The organism is Cellulosimicrobium sp. TH-20 (genome assembly GCF_002105775.1).
Taxonomy (GTDB): domain Bacteria; phylum Actinomycetota; class Actinomycetes; order Actinomycetales; family Cellulomonadaceae; genus Cellulosimicrobium; species Cellulosimicrobium funkei.
This window is the reverse complement of the sequence record NZ_CP020857.1, coordinates 381653-398374: the sequence shown is the minus strand read 5'-3', so window position 1 is coordinate 398374 and position 16722 is coordinate 381653. Positions and strand designations below refer to the sequence as shown.

At 71.5% G+C, this 16722-nt stretch carries 16 protein-coding genes; 9 read left to right on the top strand and 7 right to left on the bottom strand.

Annotation, left to right across the window (positions count from 1 at the left end; translation table 11 throughout):
- Positions 1-38 precede the first annotated feature (38 nt).
- Genes B8281_RS01775 through B8281_RS01765 form a run of 3 tightly spaced genes read left to right on the top strand, consistent with a single transcriptional unit; the run spans position 39 to position 1303 of the window.
- On the top strand, positions 39-629 hold the full coding sequence (locus B8281_RS01775; protein WP_034655013.1) for a helix-turn-helix domain-containing protein: 591 nt from the start codon (positions 39-41) through the stop codon (positions 627-629).
- A 33-nt stretch (positions 630-662) separates the two neighbouring features.
- Complete coding sequence (locus B8281_RS01770; protein WP_232322640.1) at positions 663-989, top strand: hypothetical protein; 327 nt, start codon at positions 663-665, stop codon at positions 987-989.
- Complete coding sequence (locus tag B8281_RS01765; protein ID WP_157446516.1) at positions 986-1303, top strand: type II toxin-antitoxin system PemK/MazF family toxin; 318 nt, start codon at positions 986-988, stop codon at positions 1301-1303. Before B8281_RS01770 ends, B8281_RS01765 begins: the two co-directional genes overlap by 4 nt.
- Before the next feature lie 66 nt (positions 1304-1369).
- On the opposite strand, the gene B8281_RS01760 is transcribed toward B8281_RS01765, so the two are convergent.
- Positions 1370-2710, bottom strand: coding sequence for an MFS transporter (locus B8281_RS01760; RefSeq protein WP_369824926.1), 1341 nt, complete (start codon positions 2708-2710; stop codon positions 1370-1372).
- 127 nt (positions 2711-2837) lie between these two features.
- On the opposite strand from B8281_RS01760, the gene B8281_RS01755 reads away from it, so the two are divergent.
- Positions 2838-3143 carry a GNAT family N-acetyltransferase gene (locus B8281_RS01755; protein WP_061266992.1) on the top strand — a complete coding sequence of 102 codons (306 nt, stop codon included), beginning with the start codon at positions 2838-2840 and terminating at the stop codon, positions 3141-3143.
- Positions 3144-3200: 57 nt separating this feature from the next.
- On the opposite strand, the gene B8281_RS01750 is transcribed toward B8281_RS01755, so the two are convergent.
- Entirely contained in the window at positions 3201-3929 is a 729-nt protein-coding gene (locus tag B8281_RS01750) for a hypothetical protein (protein ID WP_085386713.1), read from the bottom strand.
- A 225-nt stretch (positions 3930-4154) separates the two neighbouring features.
- On the opposite strand from B8281_RS01750, the gene B8281_RS01745 reads away from it, so the two are divergent.
- Positions 4155-6023, top strand: a complete 1869-nt coding sequence (locus B8281_RS01745; protein WP_198163116.1) for an FAD-binding protein — start codon at positions 4155-4157, stop codon at positions 6021-6023.
- Complete coding sequence (locus B8281_RS01740) at positions 6020-6898, top strand: succinate dehydrogenase/fumarate reductase iron-sulfur subunit (protein ID WP_198163115.1); 879 nt, start codon at positions 6020-6022, stop codon at positions 6896-6898. Before B8281_RS01745 ends, B8281_RS01740 begins: the two co-directional genes overlap by 4 nt.
- On the opposite strand, the gene B8281_RS01735 is transcribed toward B8281_RS01740, so the two are convergent.
- The 3 genes from B8281_RS01735 to B8281_RS01725 all read right to left on the bottom strand — a co-directional run bounded on the left by B8281_RS01735 (position 6895) and on the right by B8281_RS01725 (position 11428).
- Positions 6895-8583 (bottom strand): AIPR family protein, encoded by a 1689-nt coding sequence (locus B8281_RS01735; RefSeq protein ID WP_157446514.1) that lies wholly within the window; start codon positions 8581-8583, stop codon positions 6895-6897. The genes B8281_RS01740 and B8281_RS01735 overlap by 4 nt on opposite strands.
- Before the next feature lie 100 nt (positions 8584-8683).
- Positions 8684-10381, bottom strand: coding sequence for a phosphoglucomutase (alpha-D-glucose-1,6-bisphosphate-dependent) (gene pgm, locus B8281_RS01730; protein ID WP_085386710.1), 1698 nt, complete (start codon positions 10379-10381; stop codon positions 8684-8686).
- Between the two features lie 78 nt (positions 10382-10459).
- Positions 10460-11428, bottom strand: coding sequence for a TetR/AcrR family transcriptional regulator (locus B8281_RS01725; RefSeq protein ID WP_051027800.1), 969 nt, complete (start codon positions 11426-11428; stop codon positions 10460-10462).
- 133 nt (positions 11429-11561) lie between these two features.
- On the opposite strand from B8281_RS01725, the gene B8281_RS01720 reads away from it, so the two are divergent.
- From B8281_RS01720 to B8281_RS01710, 3 genes are all read left to right on the top strand, one after another.
- Positions 11562-12572 (top strand): ABC transporter ATP-binding protein, encoded by a 1011-nt coding sequence (locus tag B8281_RS01720; protein WP_085386708.1) that lies wholly within the window; start codon positions 11562-11564, stop codon positions 12570-12572.
- On the top strand, positions 12569-13432 hold the full coding sequence (locus B8281_RS01715; RefSeq protein WP_021483463.1) for an ABC transporter permease: 864 nt from the start codon (positions 12569-12571) through the stop codon (positions 13430-13432). The genes B8281_RS01720 and B8281_RS01715 overlap by 4 nt, the downstream gene beginning before the upstream one ends.
- 119 nt (positions 13433-13551) lie before the next feature.
- Positions 13552-13854: a hypothetical protein gene (locus B8281_RS01710; RefSeq protein ID WP_043652929.1), complete on the top strand. Its 303-nt coding sequence runs from the start codon at positions 13552-13554 to the stop codon at positions 13852-13854.
- 24 nt (positions 13855-13878) lie between these two features.
- On the opposite strand, the gene nrdG is transcribed toward B8281_RS01710, so the two are convergent.
- Positions 13879-14451: an anaerobic ribonucleoside-triphosphate reductase activating protein gene (nrdG, locus tag B8281_RS01705; RefSeq protein ID WP_085388555.1), complete on the bottom strand. Its 573-nt coding sequence runs from the start codon at positions 14449-14451 to the stop codon at positions 13879-13881.
- A gap of 2 nt (positions 14452-14453) precedes the next feature.
- Entirely contained in the window at positions 14454-16652 is a 2199-nt protein-coding gene (nrdD, locus tag B8281_RS01700; RefSeq protein WP_085386707.1) for an anaerobic ribonucleoside-triphosphate reductase, read from the bottom strand.
- Positions 16653-16722 lie beyond the last annotated feature (70 nt).

Sequence of the window (16722 nt, the reverse complement as noted above, 5' to 3'; positions counted from 1 at the left end):
GTAGGACGACCATGCGTGCTGAGCATAGGATCTTGCTCATGACGCAAGAACCGGATCTCGACGCCGTCGTGCGGCAACGCATCCGCGGGCTGCGGCTAGCGCGCGGATGGACGCTCGACGCGCTCGCCGCGCGCTGCTTCCTCAGCCCGTCCACGCTCAGCCGCATCGAGACCGGGCACCGGCGCATCGCGCTCGACCAGCTCGTGCCGATCGCCCGCGCGCTCGGCACGACCCTCGACCAGCTCGTCGAGCCCGTCGACGACGAGGACGTCGTGATCCGGCCCGAGCCGCAGCGCCGCCCGGGGGAGACCACGTGGCTGCTGTCGCGCGAGCGGACCGGGACGATGGTCGCGAAGATGCGCCTCACGCCCGAGCGCGCCGTCGGGCCGGAGCACCAGCGCGTCCACCCGGGGCACGAGTGGTTCACCGTGCTGTCGGGGACGGCCGTCGTCTACCTCGCGGACCGCCGGATCCTCGTCCACGAGGGCCAGGCGGCGGAGTTCTCGACGATGGTGCCGCACTCGTTCGGCGCGCACGACGGCCCGGTCGAGATCCTCACGATCTTCGACCAGGAGGGCGAGCGGGCCCACCTCTCGGGCGCGGCGTCAGCCGCGCCGGGTCGTGTCTGACAAATGTGGGACACGCGGCGTAGTGTCGTGACCATGGCGACGACAACCCGCAGCACCACGCACGAGAGAACGACCCGCCGAGGCTCGACCTCGCGGGGCGGGAAGAACGTGCCTGCCGGGGGGACCCCGCGGGGCGAGAAGGGCGAGGGCGCCTCGACGAAGCGCGACTCCGTCACGTTCCGACCCACCCCCGAGGAGCGCCGGATCCTCGACCGCCTCCGCGACGAAGGCGTCACCGCCAGCGATGCCGTCCGTCGAGGCCTGCACCTGGTCGCGCACGAGAAGTGGGTCGACCAGGCCCGCGTCGATGCGGAGAGTCTCGCCCACGAGAACCTCGACGACGAGCCGGACGCCTGGTGATCCGCGGCGCCGTCTACCGCGTCGACCTCGGTGACCCCCGGGGCCACGAGCAGGGCGGTCGGCGGCACGGGGTGGTTCTGTCCCCGACGAACATGCCGTGGTCCGTCGCGACGATCGTGCCGACCTCGACGAGCGCGCAGCGTGCGATCTTCCGGCCCGTCCTCGAGATCGCCGGCCAGGAGACCGTGCTCCTGGTCGACCAGCTCCGTGTGATCGACACCGACTACGTCGTCGGGGAGCCGGTCGACTTCCTTCTTCGAGACGACCTGGACGCGCTCGAGCGGGCCGTGCAGAGCTACCTCGGCATCATCTGACCCCGAGGCGTCCCGTCCGTCGTCCTCGGGCGGCTCGACGTCGACCGTCGCGCGGCGTGCCCCGCGTCAGTGGGCGGCCGTGCCGTCCGTGACGTCCTCACGGTCGGCGCTGCGCCGCAGCGACCGCAGGGCCACGAGCACCAGCACGACGGCGAGCGCGGCCGCCGCGACGACGACCTCGAACCCGGCGTGCGCGCCGCCCGCGTCGATGCGGGACCCGGCGACGGACGACCCGATCGACACCCCGACGCCGAGCGACGTCCCGACCCATGCGAGGCCCTCGGTGAGCTGGGTCGGGGCCACGAGGTTCTGCACGAGGTTGTTGCCGTTGATGAGCGTCGGCGCGATGGCGAACCCGGTGACGAACATGACCGCCGCGAGGACGGGGATCGACGTGACGAAGAAGAACAGCGAGACGCCCGCGGCGAGCGCGACGATCCCGATGACGAACCGGCGCCACAGCGGCGACACCCAGTGGCGGGCGCCGTAGACGAGGCCGGAGATGAGCGACCCCAGGGCGAACACGGCGAGGATGACGCCGGCGGCGCCCTTCTGGCCCTCCTCCTCGGCGAACGCGATGGTCGAGACGTCGGTCGCGCCGAACACGATGCCCATCGCCACGAAGATCACGGCGAGCACGACCATCCCCGTCGACCGCATGGCCGAGCGCTGCTTGACCCCGGCCTCGGGCACGACGACGGGCGGCTCGGTCGCGCGCTGGGACAGGAACCACAGCCCGCCCACGACGGCCGCGACCAGGGGGACGACCAGACCGGCCGACGGCGACACGCTCGTCGCGAGCACGGTCGCGAGCACGGGCCCGACGACGAACACGAGCTCGTCGAGCGCGGACTCGAGCGAGTACGCGGTGTGCAGGCGCCGCGCGTCGGGCACGACGTGCGTCCAGCGCGCGCGGACCATCGAGCCGTACGACCCCTGCGTCGCGCCGGAGACGGCGGCGAACACGTAGAGCGTCCACTCGGGCGCGCGGAGCACGGCGCACAGGATGAGCCCGCCGAGCCCGAGCGTCGCGGCGGCGAGCAGCGGCAGCATGACGACGCGCTGCCCCGTGCGGTCCACGAGGCGCGCGATCTGCGGCGACACGACCGCCTGCGCCACGACGAGCGCGGCCGCGACGCGTCCCGCGAGCGCGTACTCGCCGTAGATGCCCTGGATCATGAGGATCGTGCCGATGCCGACCATCGACATCGGCAGGCGCGCGACGAGCGCCGCGGCGGAGAACCGCCACGCGCCGGGCAGCGTGAGCACGGCGCGGTAGGGGTTGCGGGAGGCCCGGACGGGGGCCTCGGGCGCGGTGCCCGACGTCGTCCCCTCGGTCGTCAGGTCGTCCCGCCGGTGCTCGGGGTTCTCGGGGTCGTCAGCGCGCGACGGGGAATCCTGGACCACCGTCCCAGTGTCGCACCCGGAAGCCGTCCGGCCGGTAGCGAATTCGCGTCGCCACGCCCGACGTGACCGCCGTCTCAGGCGTGGCGCCGCGGTTGTCCGGGGGCGCCGGGCCGACGACGATGGCGGCATGACCGACAGCCCCGCACCCCGCACGCCCACCGTCACCGTCACCGACGAGGGCGACCGCTTCGAGGCCCGCACCGACGACGGCGTCGTCGCCGGCTTCGCCGCCTACGTGCGGGAGCCGGGCGCGGTGATCTTCACGCACACCGAGGTCGACCCCGCGTTCGAGGGGCGCGGCGTCGGGTCCGCGCTCGCCGCGGGCGCGCTCGACAGCGTGCGGGAGTCGGGCGAGCGCGTCGTCGCGCTGTGCCCCTTCATCCGCGCGTACGTCGAGCGGCACCCGGAGTACGAGGACCTGACCCGGCGCTGAGCACGCGAGAGCCCCGGTCCGTCGGGACCGGGGCTCTCGCGGCAGGCGCGGGCGGCGTCAGGAGATCGTGCCGGTGCCCTCGCCCTCGATGCGCTCGTCGTGCAGGAGCTCGCCCTCCGCGTCCACGGGCGTGATCACGGCGTCGAACGTGATCGGCGAGCCGGGCTGGTAGCGGAAGTTCGTGGCGTACGAGTACGACTGGCCCGTCGCGAACGGGTACACCGACGGCTCGCGGTACGCCTGGTTGTGCATCGCGTCGTCGTGCACGCCCTGCGCCTCGTACAGCGCGTCGTCGACGATCGTGTCCATGCCCTGCATGTACGGCCAGTCGTCGTAGCGCTCGTCGATGCTCACGAGGCTCGAGCCGAGGTCGATCGGGTCGCCCTCGTTCGTGATGACGTAGTTGATGAAGACGATGTCGTCGCCCGCGGCGATGAGCGGCTGGTTGGTGTCGGGGTCGACGAACAGGCCGTCCTTCGAGGCCTGGGTGACGCCCACCTGGTAGACGTCGACGCGCACGTCGCCGACGTTGAACGTCGAGATCTGCTCGCCCGGCGTCGCGACGGGGTTGGCCCAGTCGGGGAGCTCGCCGTCCGAGCCGGTCTCCGCCGCCGCGTCGTCGGTCTCCTCGGCGTCCTCGGCGGGGGCGGACTCCTCCGTCGTCGTCTCCTCGGGGGCCGACGTCTTCGCGGCGTCCCCGCCGTCGACCGCGACGGTGCACGCGGTGAGGCCGAGCGCGAGCGCGGCGGCGACGGTCAGGCGGGCGGCGGTACGGGCGGGACGCATGAGTGCTCCGGTGGTTCGGGGAGGGGTTCCGCACGGACCTTACCCACAGACGGGTCGCGGGCTCGATGGGGAGCGGTGCCCATGGGGCCCCGGACCGGGACCTTCGCCTGTTGCGCTGCCCCGGCGGCGCGGGGACCCTTCCCCTATGCCTCGGCACGCTCTCCCCCCGCTCCGCCCTGCACGCCCCGGACCGGCCGGCCCCTCCCGCACGCCCCGAGGACGCCGGTGACCGCGCTGCGCGTCGAGCGCGCCGACGTGGTCGTGGTCGGGGGCGGCGCCGCCGGGCTGAGCGCGGCGCTCGCCGTCGCCGAGGCGGCAGCCCGTGACGACGGTCGCGCCCCCGTGGTCGCGCTCGTGTCGAAGGTGTACCCGATGCGCTCGCACACGGTCGCCGCCGAGGGCGGCGCGGCGGGCGTCGTGGGGGACGACGACTCGCTCGAGCAGCACGTCGCCGACACCCTCGCGGGCGGCGCCGGGCTGTGCGAGGAGGACGCCGTCCGATTCGTCGTGGAGCGCGCGGCCGGCGAGCTCTACCGGCTCGAGCGGTGGGGGCTGCCGTGGTCGCGCACCGACGCCGGCGACGTGGCCGTCCGTCGGTTCGGTGGTATGAGCCGCGCGCGCACCTGGTTCGCCGCCGACAAGACCGGCTTCCACCTCCTGCACACCCTGTTCCAGACGTCGCTGCGGCACTCCGGCCCCGACGGTCCCGTCCGCCGGTACGACGAGCACCACGTGCTCGACCTCCTGGTCGACGACCCGGGCGGGCCGGACGCGCGGGTGCGCGGCGTCGTCGTGCACGACCAGCACCGCGGCGAGCCGCTGCTCCTGGAGGCGCCCGCCGTGGTCCTCGCGACGGGTGGCTCGGCGCGCGCGTGGGGGACCAGCACGAACGCGGGCATCTGCACGGGCGACGGCACCGCGATGGCGCTGCGGGCGGACGTGCCGCTGCGCGACCTGGAGTTCCTCCAGTTCCACCCGACCGGCCTCCCGGGCAGCGGCATCCTCCTCACCGAGGCCGCGCGCGGCGAGGGCGGGGTGCTGCTCGACGCCGACGGCCGCCGCTACCTCGCCGACTACGGCCTCGGCCCCGAGTCGCCCGTCGGGGCGCCCGTGCCGCGCACCATGGAGCTCGGGCCTCGCGACCGCCTGTCGCAGGCGTTCTGGCACGCCGACCGCGACGGCCGCACGATCCCGACTCCCGACGGCGGCGTCGTCCTGCTCGACCTGCGGCACCTCGGCAAGGAGCGGCTCGCCGAGCGGCTGCCGCTCGTGACCGGCCTGGCCAAGCAGTTCGCGGGCGTCGACCCGGCGGCCGAGCCCGTCCCCGTCCGCCCGACGGCGCACTACACGATGGGCGGCATCCGCACCGACGCGCGCGGCACGACCGGCGTCGCCGGGCTGTTCGCCGCGGGGGAGTGCGCCTCCACCGGCCTGCACGGCGCCAACCGGCTCGGGTCCAACTCGCTGGTGGAGACGCTCGTCGTCGGGCGCGCGGCGGGCGAGGCGGCGCTCGCGTGGTCGCGGGAGATGGGCCCGCCCGGGGCCGACGGCGGGCCCCCGGCCGTCCGGACGGGTCCCGCGGTCGTGGACCGGGCTGCCGAGATCGCCGACGGCTACCTCGCGATGCGCGGCCGGGGGACCGAGCCGCCCGCCGCGATCCGGGCCGAGCTCGGGCGCTTGCTCGACGCCGACGCCGGGATCTACCGCGACGCCGACGGCCTGCGGCGGGCGCTCGCGGCCGTCGAGGACCTGCGTGCCCGGTACGACGACGTGCGCGTCGCCGACACGAGCGCAGTGCTCAACACCGACTGGGCGACGACCGTCGAGCTCGGCGCGACGCTGCTCGTCGCGCACGCGACCGTCGCCGCCGCGCTCGCGCGGGAGGAGTCGCGCGGCGCCCACCAGCGGCTGGACTTCCCGGCGCCGGACGCGGTGGCGTGCCACTCCGAGGTCCGCCTCGGCGTGGGCGGCACCATCGAGGTGGCGCACGTCCCGGTGGGCGCCGGGACCCCCGCCGAGCACGGGGTTGCTGTCGGGAAGGGCCCGGAGACGACGACGACGTCGTTCTCGGCGAAGGAGGGAGAGGGCGCGTGAGCGAGCAGACGGTGCGGCTGGAGGTCGCGCGCACGTCGCCCGACGGCGCGGGCACCGGCAGGCGGGACGTGTTCGACGTGCCCTACGACGACCGCACGTCCGTGCTCGACGCGCTCCAGTGGGTCAAGGACCACGCCGACCCCACGCTGACGTTCCGGTGGTCGTGCAAGATGGCGGTCTGCGGGAGCTGCGGCGTCATGGTCAACGGCCGCCCGGTGCTCGGGTGCGAGACGTTCATGCGCGGCTACCGCACGTCCGGCCTCGTCGTCGAGCCGCTCGCGCACGCCGAGGTGCTGCGCGACCTCGTCGTGGACACGGACACGTTCCTCGGCAAGCTCGCCACCGTGCAGCCCTGGCTCGTGCCCGACGGCGCCACGCGCCTCCCGCTCGTCGACCCGCCCTCGGCCGGACTCGGGGCCGAAGCCGGAGCCGGGGCGGGGGCCGGCGCCGGGGTCGAGGTGGGCGAGGACGTCGACGGCTCGCGGACGCCGGCCGGCGACGACGTGCTGCGGGCGGTCGGGCCGGCGTCGGGCCACCGGCAGACGCCGGGCGAGCTCGCCGCGTTCAAGGGCTTCGCCGAGTGCATCGACTGCATGCTCTGCTACGCGGCGTGCCCGCAGCTCGACGTCGCGCCCGACTTCCTCGGCCCGGCCGTCGTCGCGACGGCGCGCCGCTGGGACGAGGACTCGCGCGACGCGGGCGAGCTCGACCGCGCCGACGTCCTCGACACCGAGTTCGGCGCCTGGCCGTGCATCCAGATCGGTGCGTGCACGCAGGTCTGCCCCAAGGGCGTCGACCCGGCCCGCGCGCTCCGCGACGCCCAGCGCGTCGCGACGGACACGTGGGAGCTACGACAAATTCAACCCAGGCCCTAGTGCCGAGGAGCTTGTCGGACAAATGCTCGCCCGCGCTCGACAAGTTTGTTGGTTACGCGGCTATCTTTCGCGATCTGGTCAAATAGTAGCTCGCCGGTCACGCGAGTATGCCGCGCATACTCGTCCCGAATTAGGGTCAAGAGTTCCTCTTGCAGCCCGATTGGCGGACCTTCGGGTGGGATGGCTGCTAGATCTGCAGCGCTCGGCCTCTCGCGACGCGTTAGTGCCATGGCTGTGAGCATCGTGAGGTGGTTCTCAAAGTCCTGCCGATGCGGACGAGTGGAGGGGTCTTCGACCAAGAAGGTTACATTTGCGCGATACAGGCTAATACAAGAAGAGTAGGCGAGAATGGGGTGCTCAGGTGAAAATAGCAAATCGTAGACGTCCGTCTCGAAGATCCGAGAAAGCTCCCCCCGAGCAATATGGGGAATCTGCCCCAATGCCGAAAGAAGCGCGCAGCCCATCTGATCGATCGTTACAATCTTGGCCTCTGGTATTCCATTGTTCGTGTGCTGCCTGCGCCTTCGCTCGTAGTAGAGGCCGAGAGTCGAAAGATGCTCCTCAATCTCGCGCTGGACGCGATCCGTCGCCCGCAGCGCACTCGGACCTAGAGAAGTCTGGCTGTTTGTTGCGCGAATAATCCTATCCCGAACCTCGGAATCTTGCGCCTGAATGACCTTAATTAGCACGCTGCGATCGTCCGAAGAGTCACGTCCTGAGCGCGATCTCTTGTAGATTTCGTTTGAAGTTTGAAGGCCGTTTACAATCTGTGGAGATTCAAGCTCAAGCAGCTTGTTCGCTGGTTGTACCCGAGTCGCGACTATCGTGACACCGTTGTTGAGCCACCAGAAGTCAACCCCTACATCCTCGGATTCAAGAGTCCCTTGGATGCTCCGGTTAACGGCCGTCTCGCCCTCGTAGTCGCGAACGTTGGCGTCAAAGAGACCCGCATCGAGTTCGCCACTCTCTCCGGTTATGAACCGTTCGTACTCGTCCAGTTTCACGACGGCGATGTAGCCGCCAGCTTTGTCGGTAGAAATCGGATTCTCGGCGAGAGCGAGCTTCCGGCTTGTCGCGGGCTTCTCGCGCACCAGGTCCGTGATGCGAGCGGCATCGAGAAACTCCATGGAGACGTCGGCGCCCGCAAAGCACCCCGCAATCGTGCTCCGTAGCACCTCGCCTTTTTCCCCGGTATTGGGGTGCAATTCGGTTGCGCGCAGTGAAGCGTATGCTATAAATATCCGCAGCGACGGCATCTCAAGATTGCGGTACGCGCGGAGGAACCGACGGGAAATTTCAATTACGCCAGCATTCACGGTCTTTGAGAGAGCTGCCTCATCCCGGTTGAAGTCGAACAGGCGCGGCAAATTTACGCAGAGCTTGTCGAGTGCGTCCTCGCGAAACCCCTTGGTGTTCTTTACCTGAACGATAAATAGGTCGAGTTGCGCGTTCTTTCCGATGCCTGCTAGTGGCGAGTCGTCGCGAATGCAATACCCGTTAACAAAGAGGTACATGCCATCGATGCCGGCATCGAGGGAGCCGTCGACGATTCCTGACGCGAGGTCATCGGGTGTGGGCTGGTAGTGCTTTAGATAGTGCTTCGCGAGAAACCGCGCTTCGTGCTCGGCATGGGTAAGTGAAGTTGGAGAAGTCGCTCGATCGCGGCTGATCATGTCTTCGAGCAATACCGCATCATTTGCACTCACAACGGCCCCAAGCGTCCGAGAATCGTGTTCCCCAGAGGATAGTTGAAGCACGAGCGTTGTGGAGGGTGAAGTTCGCGTCTTAGCGGCCAGACAGCGCGGCGGAGACGACGTCCTTCGCCTCGGCCTGGACCTGGGTCAGGTGCTCCGCGGAGACGAACGACTCGGCGTAGATCTTGTAGACGTTCTCCGTGCCCGACGGCCGGGCCGCGAACCACGCGTTCTCGGTCGTCACCTTGAGCCCGCCGATCGGGGCGTCGTTCCCGGGGGCGTTCGTGAGCTTCGCGGTGATCGGCTCGCCGGCGAGCTCGGTCGCGGTGACCTGCTCGGGCGAGAGCTTGCCGAGCGTCGCCTTCTCCTCGAGCGTCGCGGGCGCGTCGACGCGCGCGTACCAGGACTCGCCGTAACGCTCGACGAGGTCGCGGTGGTGCTCGGACGGCGTGCGGCCCGTCGTCGCGATGATCTCCGACGCGAGCAGCGCGAGGAGCAGGCCGTCCTTGTCCGTGGACCAGACGCGGCCGTCCTTGCGCAGGAACGACGCCCCGGCGGACTCCTCGCCGCCGAACCCGACCGAGCCGTCGAGCAGGCCGGGCACGAACCACTTGAACCCGACGGGGACCTCGACGAGCCGACGGCCGAGCCCGCCCGCGACGCGGTCGATGAGCGCGGACGACACGAGCGTCTTGCCGATCGCGGCGTCGTCGCGCCAGCCCTCGCGCGCGCCGCCGTAGAGGTACTGGATCGCGACGGCGAGGTAGTGGTTGGGGTTCATGAGCCCGGCGTCGGGCGTGACGATCCCGTGGCGGTCGGAGTCGGCGTCGTTCCCGGTGGCGACGTCGAACGGCGCGCCGCCCTCGACGTTCCCGGACTCCCCGGTCATGCCCGCGACGAGGGACGCCATCGCGTACGGCGAGGAGCAGTCCATGCGGATCTTGCCGTCCCAGTCGAGGGTCATGAACGCCCAGCGGGGGTCGACCTGCGGGTTGACGACCGTGAGGTCGAGCCCGTACCGCTCGCCGATCTCGCCCCAGTACTCGACCGACGCGCCACCCAGCGGGTCGGCGCCGATCCGCACGCCGGAGTCGCGGATCGCGTCGAGGTCGAGGACGTTCGCCAGGTCGTCGACGTACGTGGTGAGGAAGTCGTGCTTGTGCACGTGCTCGGACGTGAGCGCCTGGGTCAGCGGCACGCGCGGCACGCTGCCGACGCCGGTGCGCAGGATCTCGTTCGCGCGGTCCGCGATCCAGCCGGTCGCCTCGGACCCGGCGGGGCCACCGTGCGGCGGGTTGTACTTGAAGCCGCCGTCGCGCGGGGGGTTGTGCGACGGCGTGACGACGATCCCGTCCGCGAGGCCGGGGCCGGTGGTGCGGACGCCGTCGACCGTCGTCGCCTCGTTGTGCAGGAGGATCGACTGCGAGACGGCGGGGGTCGGGGTGAACGAGTCGCGCGCGTCGACGTACGTCTGGACGCCCGCCGCGACGAGGACCTCGAGCGCGGTCTGCCACGCCGGGAGCGACAGCGCGTGCGTGTCGCGCCCGATGAACAGCGGCCCGTCGGTGCCCTGCGAGCGCCGGTACTCGACGATCGCGGCCGTGATCGCGATGATGTGCGCCTCGTTGAACGCGTGGTCCAGGCTCGACCCCCGGTGGCCCGACGTGCCGAACACGACCTTCTGGGCCGGGTCGTCGACGTCGGGCGCGAGGTCGTAGTAGGCGCCGACCACGGCGTCGACGTCGATGAGGTCGCTGGGCTGGGCGGGCGTGCCGGCGCGGGGATCCATGGGTCGATCCTGCCAGGGGTGGCGCCCGCACGTCAGCCGGGACGGACGTCGTGCCGCGGGACCTTCGGCACGACCTCCCTAGCCCGCGGGGTCGGGGTCCTCCGGCGCGGCGGCGGGGTCGTCGGACCGGTCGGCGCTCGCGCTGTCGATGGCCAGCTCGACGGCGTCGAGCAGACGGTCGAGGCTCGCGTCGAAGGGCCCCTGCGGCGCGTCGAAGCCGCCCGCGACGTAGACGCGCGTCATGACGGGGTAGCGCTCGACGTCGAACCAGTCCTCCCAGAAGCTGCCGAGCGTCGTCCAGTACTCGTCGTTGCCCACGCCGGTCGCGTCGCGCTCGGTCCGTTCGGCGATCGTGGCGCGCGCGAGGCCCTGGACGTAGTTGTCGACGAGGCCGAGGGTGTCGACGACCTGCAGCTCGGAGAGGCCCGTGTCGACGATGGTCCGCAGCCCGGCCTCCTGGGCGTCGAGCACGTGCGGCGCGAGCGGGGCGCGCCACATGTTGGTCTGGAGGATCCACGGGTGGCGCAGGTAGAGGTTCCACAGCTCGTGCGCGTACTGCGCGAGCGCGGGACGCCACGGGGCTCCCGCAGCGGGCAGGTCGAGCTCGGCGTACGCGCGGTCGATCATGAGGTCGACGAGCTCGGTGCGGCCGGGCACGTAGGTGTAGAGCGACATCGCCCCGACGCCGAGCTCGGTCGCGACGCGGCGCATGGACAGCGCGTCGAGCCCGCCCTCCTGCGCGACGGCGATCCCCGCCCGCACGACGTCGTCGAGCGTGAGGCGCGGCTTGCGGCCGCGCGTCGCGGGGGCCGGCGGGTCCCACAGGAGCGCGAGGCGGCGCGTGATCTCGGGGGTGCGGACGATCTCGGTGAACTGCGCGCGCGCGTGCTCGGCCGCCTGCACCGCGGAGGCGACCCCGGCGTCCGCGGCGGCCGCGACGCCGCGCGGACGCTCGGAACCCTCGGGGTCCGGGGTCGCGGGCGGGGTCGGCGCGGTGGCCGACGGCGCACGGTCGGCCGCGCGGGCGTCGGTCGGGTCGGTCGTCACGTGCGTATCCTCCCCGACTTCCCGCGGGATCTCGCCTCCGGTGCGAGCGTGCGACGAAGGCTTGCCTTTTCCCGTACACCGTATGCTAGCGTGGTCGCTCCATTTCGGTACGGCGTACGAGAGGGTGGCTCCGGTGATCCGAGCCCGCGGCCTGACCAAGACCTTCCACCGCAAGAAAGAGACCGTCGAGGCCGTCAAGGGCATCGACGTCGACGTCCGGGAGGGCGAGCTCGTCGCCTTCCTCGGCCCGAACGGGGCCGGCAAGTCCACGACCTTGAGAATGCTGACGAGCCTCCTCGCACCGACCGCCGGGACCGCGGAGGTCGCCGGGTACGACGTCGCGCGCGACCCGGCGCGGGTCCGCTCGCGCATCGGCTTCATCGGCCAGGGCAACGGCGGCGGGTTCTCCTACCGCGTGCTCGACGAGCTCCACAACCAGGGCCGCTTCTACGGGCTGCCGCCCTCCGAGTACACGCGGCGCGCCGCCGAGCTCCTCGACGCCCTCGACCTCGGTGGGCTCGAGAAGCGGACCGTGCAGTCGCTGTCCGGCGGCCAGCGCCGTCGCCTCGACGTGGCGCTCGGGCTGATGAACCACCCGCCGCTGCTCTTCCTCGACGAGCCGACTACGGGCCTCGACCCCCACGCCCGCGCGAACCTCTGGGAGCACATCGCGGCGATGCGCGAGCGCTACGGCATGACGATCGTGCTCACGACCCACTACCTCGACGAGGCCGACAGCATGGCGGAGCGCGTCGTCGTCATCGACCACGGCGAGATCATCGCCGACGCCACGCCGGACTCCCTCAAGCACGACCACGCGGACGACGTCATCACGCTCGCCGTGGTCCCGGCGCCCGGCGGCGGTGCCCCGGGGGAGGCGTCACCGGGAGCGGTGCCCGACGTCGTCGGCCGCGTCCGCGCGTCCCTCGCCGAGGACGCGGGCCGGGTCGCGACCACGACCGGCGCGGACGGCGTCGTGACGGTCCGCATCTCGACGACGCACGGCGCCGACCGTCTCCCGGAGGCCATCGAGGCGCTGCGCGTCGCGGGGCTGGCCGTGCGCTCGGCGGAGCTCAAGCAGGCGAGCCTCGACGACGTCTTCCTCAACCTCACCGGCCGCAGCCTGCGAGAGGAGGCCGCATGAGCACGCGGACCGACCTGGCGGGCGCACGCGTCGGGGCACCGGCCGCCGGTGCCGACACGGCGATGCGGACCGGCGTCGCGAAGTTCCTCGGCGACACGTGGGCCGTGTTCACGCGCGAGATCCTGCTCGTGCTGCGCGACCCGTTCACGCTGATCTTCTCGCTGCTGCAGCCGCTGATCTTCCTCGGCCTGTTCGGCCCGCTCCTCACGGGCGCGGTCGGCGGGTTCGGTGGCGGCGCACCCGGGGGCGGCGGGTCGACGGCCGAGACGCTGCAGTGGTTCGTCCCGGGCGTGATCGTCATGATCTCGCTGTTCGGCACGTCCATGAGCGGGTCGAACCTGCTCTACGAGATGATGACCGGCTCCTACGAGCGCGTGCTCGCGACGCCGCTCGACCGTTCCGCGATCCTCGTCGGGCGCTCGCTCAAGGAGTTCGCGCCGCTCGTCGTGCAGGGGCTGCTCATCGCGCTCGTGTGCGTCCCGTTCGGCTTCACGCTCTACCCGCTGCACCTGCTCGTCGGGCTGCTGCTGCTCGGGCTGTTCGGCATCGGGGTGGGCGCGCTGTCGATCGCGCTCGCGCTCGCCGCGAAGAACCGCGAGTGGCTGTTCTGGGGAGTGCAGCAGTCGCTGCTGTTCCCGCTGCTCATCCTCTCCGGCATGATGCTGCCGCTCGAGGCCGGGCCGGCGTGGATGCGCACCGCGGCGCTCTTCAACCCGCTGACCTACATCGTCGACGCGGAGCGCGCGCTGCTCGCCGGGTCGTTCGCCGACCCCGACGTGCTGTGGGGCTTCGTCGCCGCGGCGGTGACGTGCGCCGTCGGGCTGTGGGTCGGCATCCGCCGCACCCGCAAGACCGTCTGACGGCTCACCAGGCGCGGCTGCGCGGGGTGAAGGTGCTTCCGGCGGGCGTGGTCGCCGTCCGTGGTGGGTCGGGGGCGTCCATGAGATCGTCGAGCGCAACCGACCACCAGGAGGACGACATGTCGTGGACCACGCCGGCGAAGAAGGCGGTCTCCGGGCTCGTGCTCGCGGTGATCGCCTGCGTGATCTTCTTCGGTGCCGCCGCCGTGGGTTCCTTCCTCACCGCCGTCGTCGTCGCCCCGGACGCTCCCGACGTCACCACACCTGTCCCGCGCGGTGCGCTCAACGCCCTCTACGTCTGCGGGTTCGTCCTCTTCCTCTGGGGAACCTTCCGGATGACGACGGCGACGTGGGAGATGATCGGGAGCATCCGCCGCCCCGCGGAACCCGACGCCGCTCCCAGGCGCCGCGCGTCCCGGTGATCCGGCGGCCCGGGGCTGCTGTCGTCAGGCGCTCGTCGTCGCGCGGTCCGACGCCCACGGGACGACGCGCCCCGTCGCGAGCGAGGCCCGCGCGTCGAGCACGCGCTGGTTGGTGCTGCCGCGGAACGCGAGCGTGAGGTCGCGGCGCGCGAGCTCGAACCGGCCGTCGACCAGCACGTCGACCTCGGCGAGCAGCGCGCGCTGGTCCGCGGTCCCCGCGCGCAGCTCCTCCAGGGTGTAGCCCGTCCAGCACCACACGTCCCGGCGGTCGTCGTGCTCGGCGCGCAGGCGGCGCACGAGCCGCAGGCACACGCCCGTGTTGAGGAACGGCTCCCCGCCGAGCAGGGACAGGCCCTGCACGGCGGGGTGCGCGAGGTCGGCGAGGACGCGGTCCTCCAGGGCGTCGTCGTACGGGCGGCCGTAGCGGAAGCTCCACGCGGCCTCGTTGAAGCAGCCCTCGCACGCGAACAGGCACCCGCTCACGTAGAGGGAGCAGCGCACTCCCTCGCCGTCGACCATGACGAACGGCTTGTAGTCCGCGACGTACCCCTGGCTGACGCGGTCCGAGCGCCAGCCGGGGCCGGGGGTGCGCGCCACGGTCACGCCGACGCCGAGTCCGGCAGGTGCTTCACGCGCGCGGAGATCTCCGCGTGGCGGCCGTGCACCATGGGGCGCTGCTGCGGGTTGCCGAGGTACCCGCACGTGCGCTTCACGACGTCGCACGTGCGCGGGTCGGCGTTGCCGCACGACGGGCACGCGAAGCCGCGCGCGGTCGGGTCGAAGTCACCCGTGAACCCGCACGCGTAGCAGCGGTCGATGGGCGTGTTGGTGCCGAGGTAGCCCACGCGGTCGTACGCGTAGTCCCAGACGGCCTCCAGCGCCCGCGGGTTCTGCTGGAGCACGGGGTACTCGCAGTAGTGGATGAACCCGCCCGACGTGTACCGCGCGTACTCGGCCTCGAAGTCGAGCTTCTCGAACGGCGTCGGGCTCTTGCGGACGTCGTAGTGGAAGCTGTTCGTGTAGTAGTCCTTGTCGGTGATGTCGGGCACCGCGCCGAACCGCTCCCGGTCGAGGCGGCAGAACCGGTCGGTCAGGCTCTCGCTCGGCGTCGCGTAGACGCTGATCCGGTAGCCGAGCCGCGCCGTCCACCCGGCGGCGTGCGCGTGCAGGGACCGCAGCACGTCGAGCGTGAGCTCCTTGGCCCGCGGGTCGTGCTCCCAGGCGCCGCCGAAGAACGCGGCGGCGACCTCGTACAGCCCGATGTACCCGAGCGACACCGTGGCGCGGCCGTCGCGGAAGAGCCGGTCGACGTCGTCGCCGGGAGCGAGGCGCTCCCCGAACGCCCCGTGCACGTAGAGGATCGGCGCGTTGCCCGGCGTCGCCTCCTTGCAGCGCTCGATGCGGAAGACGAGCGCGTCGTGCACGGTCTCCAGGCGCTCGTCGAGCAGGCGCCAGAACGCGTCGAGGTCGCCGTCCGCCTCGAGCGCGATGCGCGGCAGGTTGAGCGTCACGACGCCGAGGTTCATGCGCCCCTCCGAGACGTCCCGGCCGTGCTCGTCCTGCCAGCCCTGGAGGAACGACCGGCAGCCCATGGGCACCTTGAACGACCCGGTGAGCTCGACGATCTTGTCGTACGACAGCACGTCCGGGTACATGCGCTTCGTCGCGCACTCGACCGCGAGCTGCTTGAGGTCGTGGTTGGGGTCGCCGGGGTCGAGGTTCAGCCCGCGGCGCAGCGTGAAGATGAGCTTGGGGAAGATCGCGGTGCGGCCCTCGCTGCCGAGGCCGCGGATGCGGATCTGGAGGATCGCGCGCTGGATCTCGCGCTCCAGCCACCCCGTGCCGAGCCCGAACCCGACCGACGTGAACGGCGTCTGCCCGTTCGACGTGAACAGGGTGTTGATCTCGTACTCCAGCGACTGCATCGCGTCGTAGATGTCCTTGCGCGTCTTCTCGCGCGCGTACTCCTCGTGCGCAGAGGCGTCGGCGATCCAGCGGCGCGCGTCCGCGAGGTGCTTCTCCAGGTTGCGCTCGGCGTACGGGGCGAGGAGCTCGTCGATGCGGTTGACCGAGCACCCGCCGTACTGGCTGGAGGACACGTTCGCGATGATCTGGCTGATCTGCGCCGTCGCGGTCTGGATCGAACGGGGCGGCTCGACCTGCGCGTTCCCGATCCGGAAGCCGCTCGACAGCATCGACCGGAAGTCGATGAGGCAGCAGTTCGTCATGGGCGCGTAGGGGTGGTAGTCGAGGTCGTGGTAGTGCAGGTCGCCCTTCTGGTGCGCGTTCGCGACGTGCGGCGGCAGCATCCGCAGCCCGATCGCCTTGCCCACCGTCCCGGCCGTGAGGTCGCGCTGGGTGTTGAAGACCTCGCTGTCCTTGTTCGCGTTCTCGTTGACGACCGTCGAGTCCTTGTCGAGCAGCCGCACGATCGAGTGGTTGAGGTCCGTCGCCCGGCTGCGCGCGAAGTCGCGCTGCACGCGGTAGTCGATGTAGGCGCGCGCGACGTCGTACTCGTGCGACTCGAGGAGCACGTGCTCGACGACGCCCTGGATCTCGTAGATCTTCACGGTCGCGTCGAACCGCGCGGCGATCTCCGCGTCGACCTGGTCGACGACCTCCGCCACGCGGCGGCGGTGCGTCGCCGTGAGGTCGCCGTGCACCTCCGCGAACGCCTTCGTCACGGCGGCGCGGATGCGGGCGTCGTCGAACGGCCGTCGCCGGCCGTCGCGCTTGAGGACCTCCAGCGTGGCGGTCGTGCGGTGCGGTGCTGCCTGGTCGAGCTCGATGGCGGTCATCGCTCGTCCCCTCTGCCCACCGGGTTCTCGCCGGCACGCAGAGGTTGCGCGACGGACCGTACCCCAACAT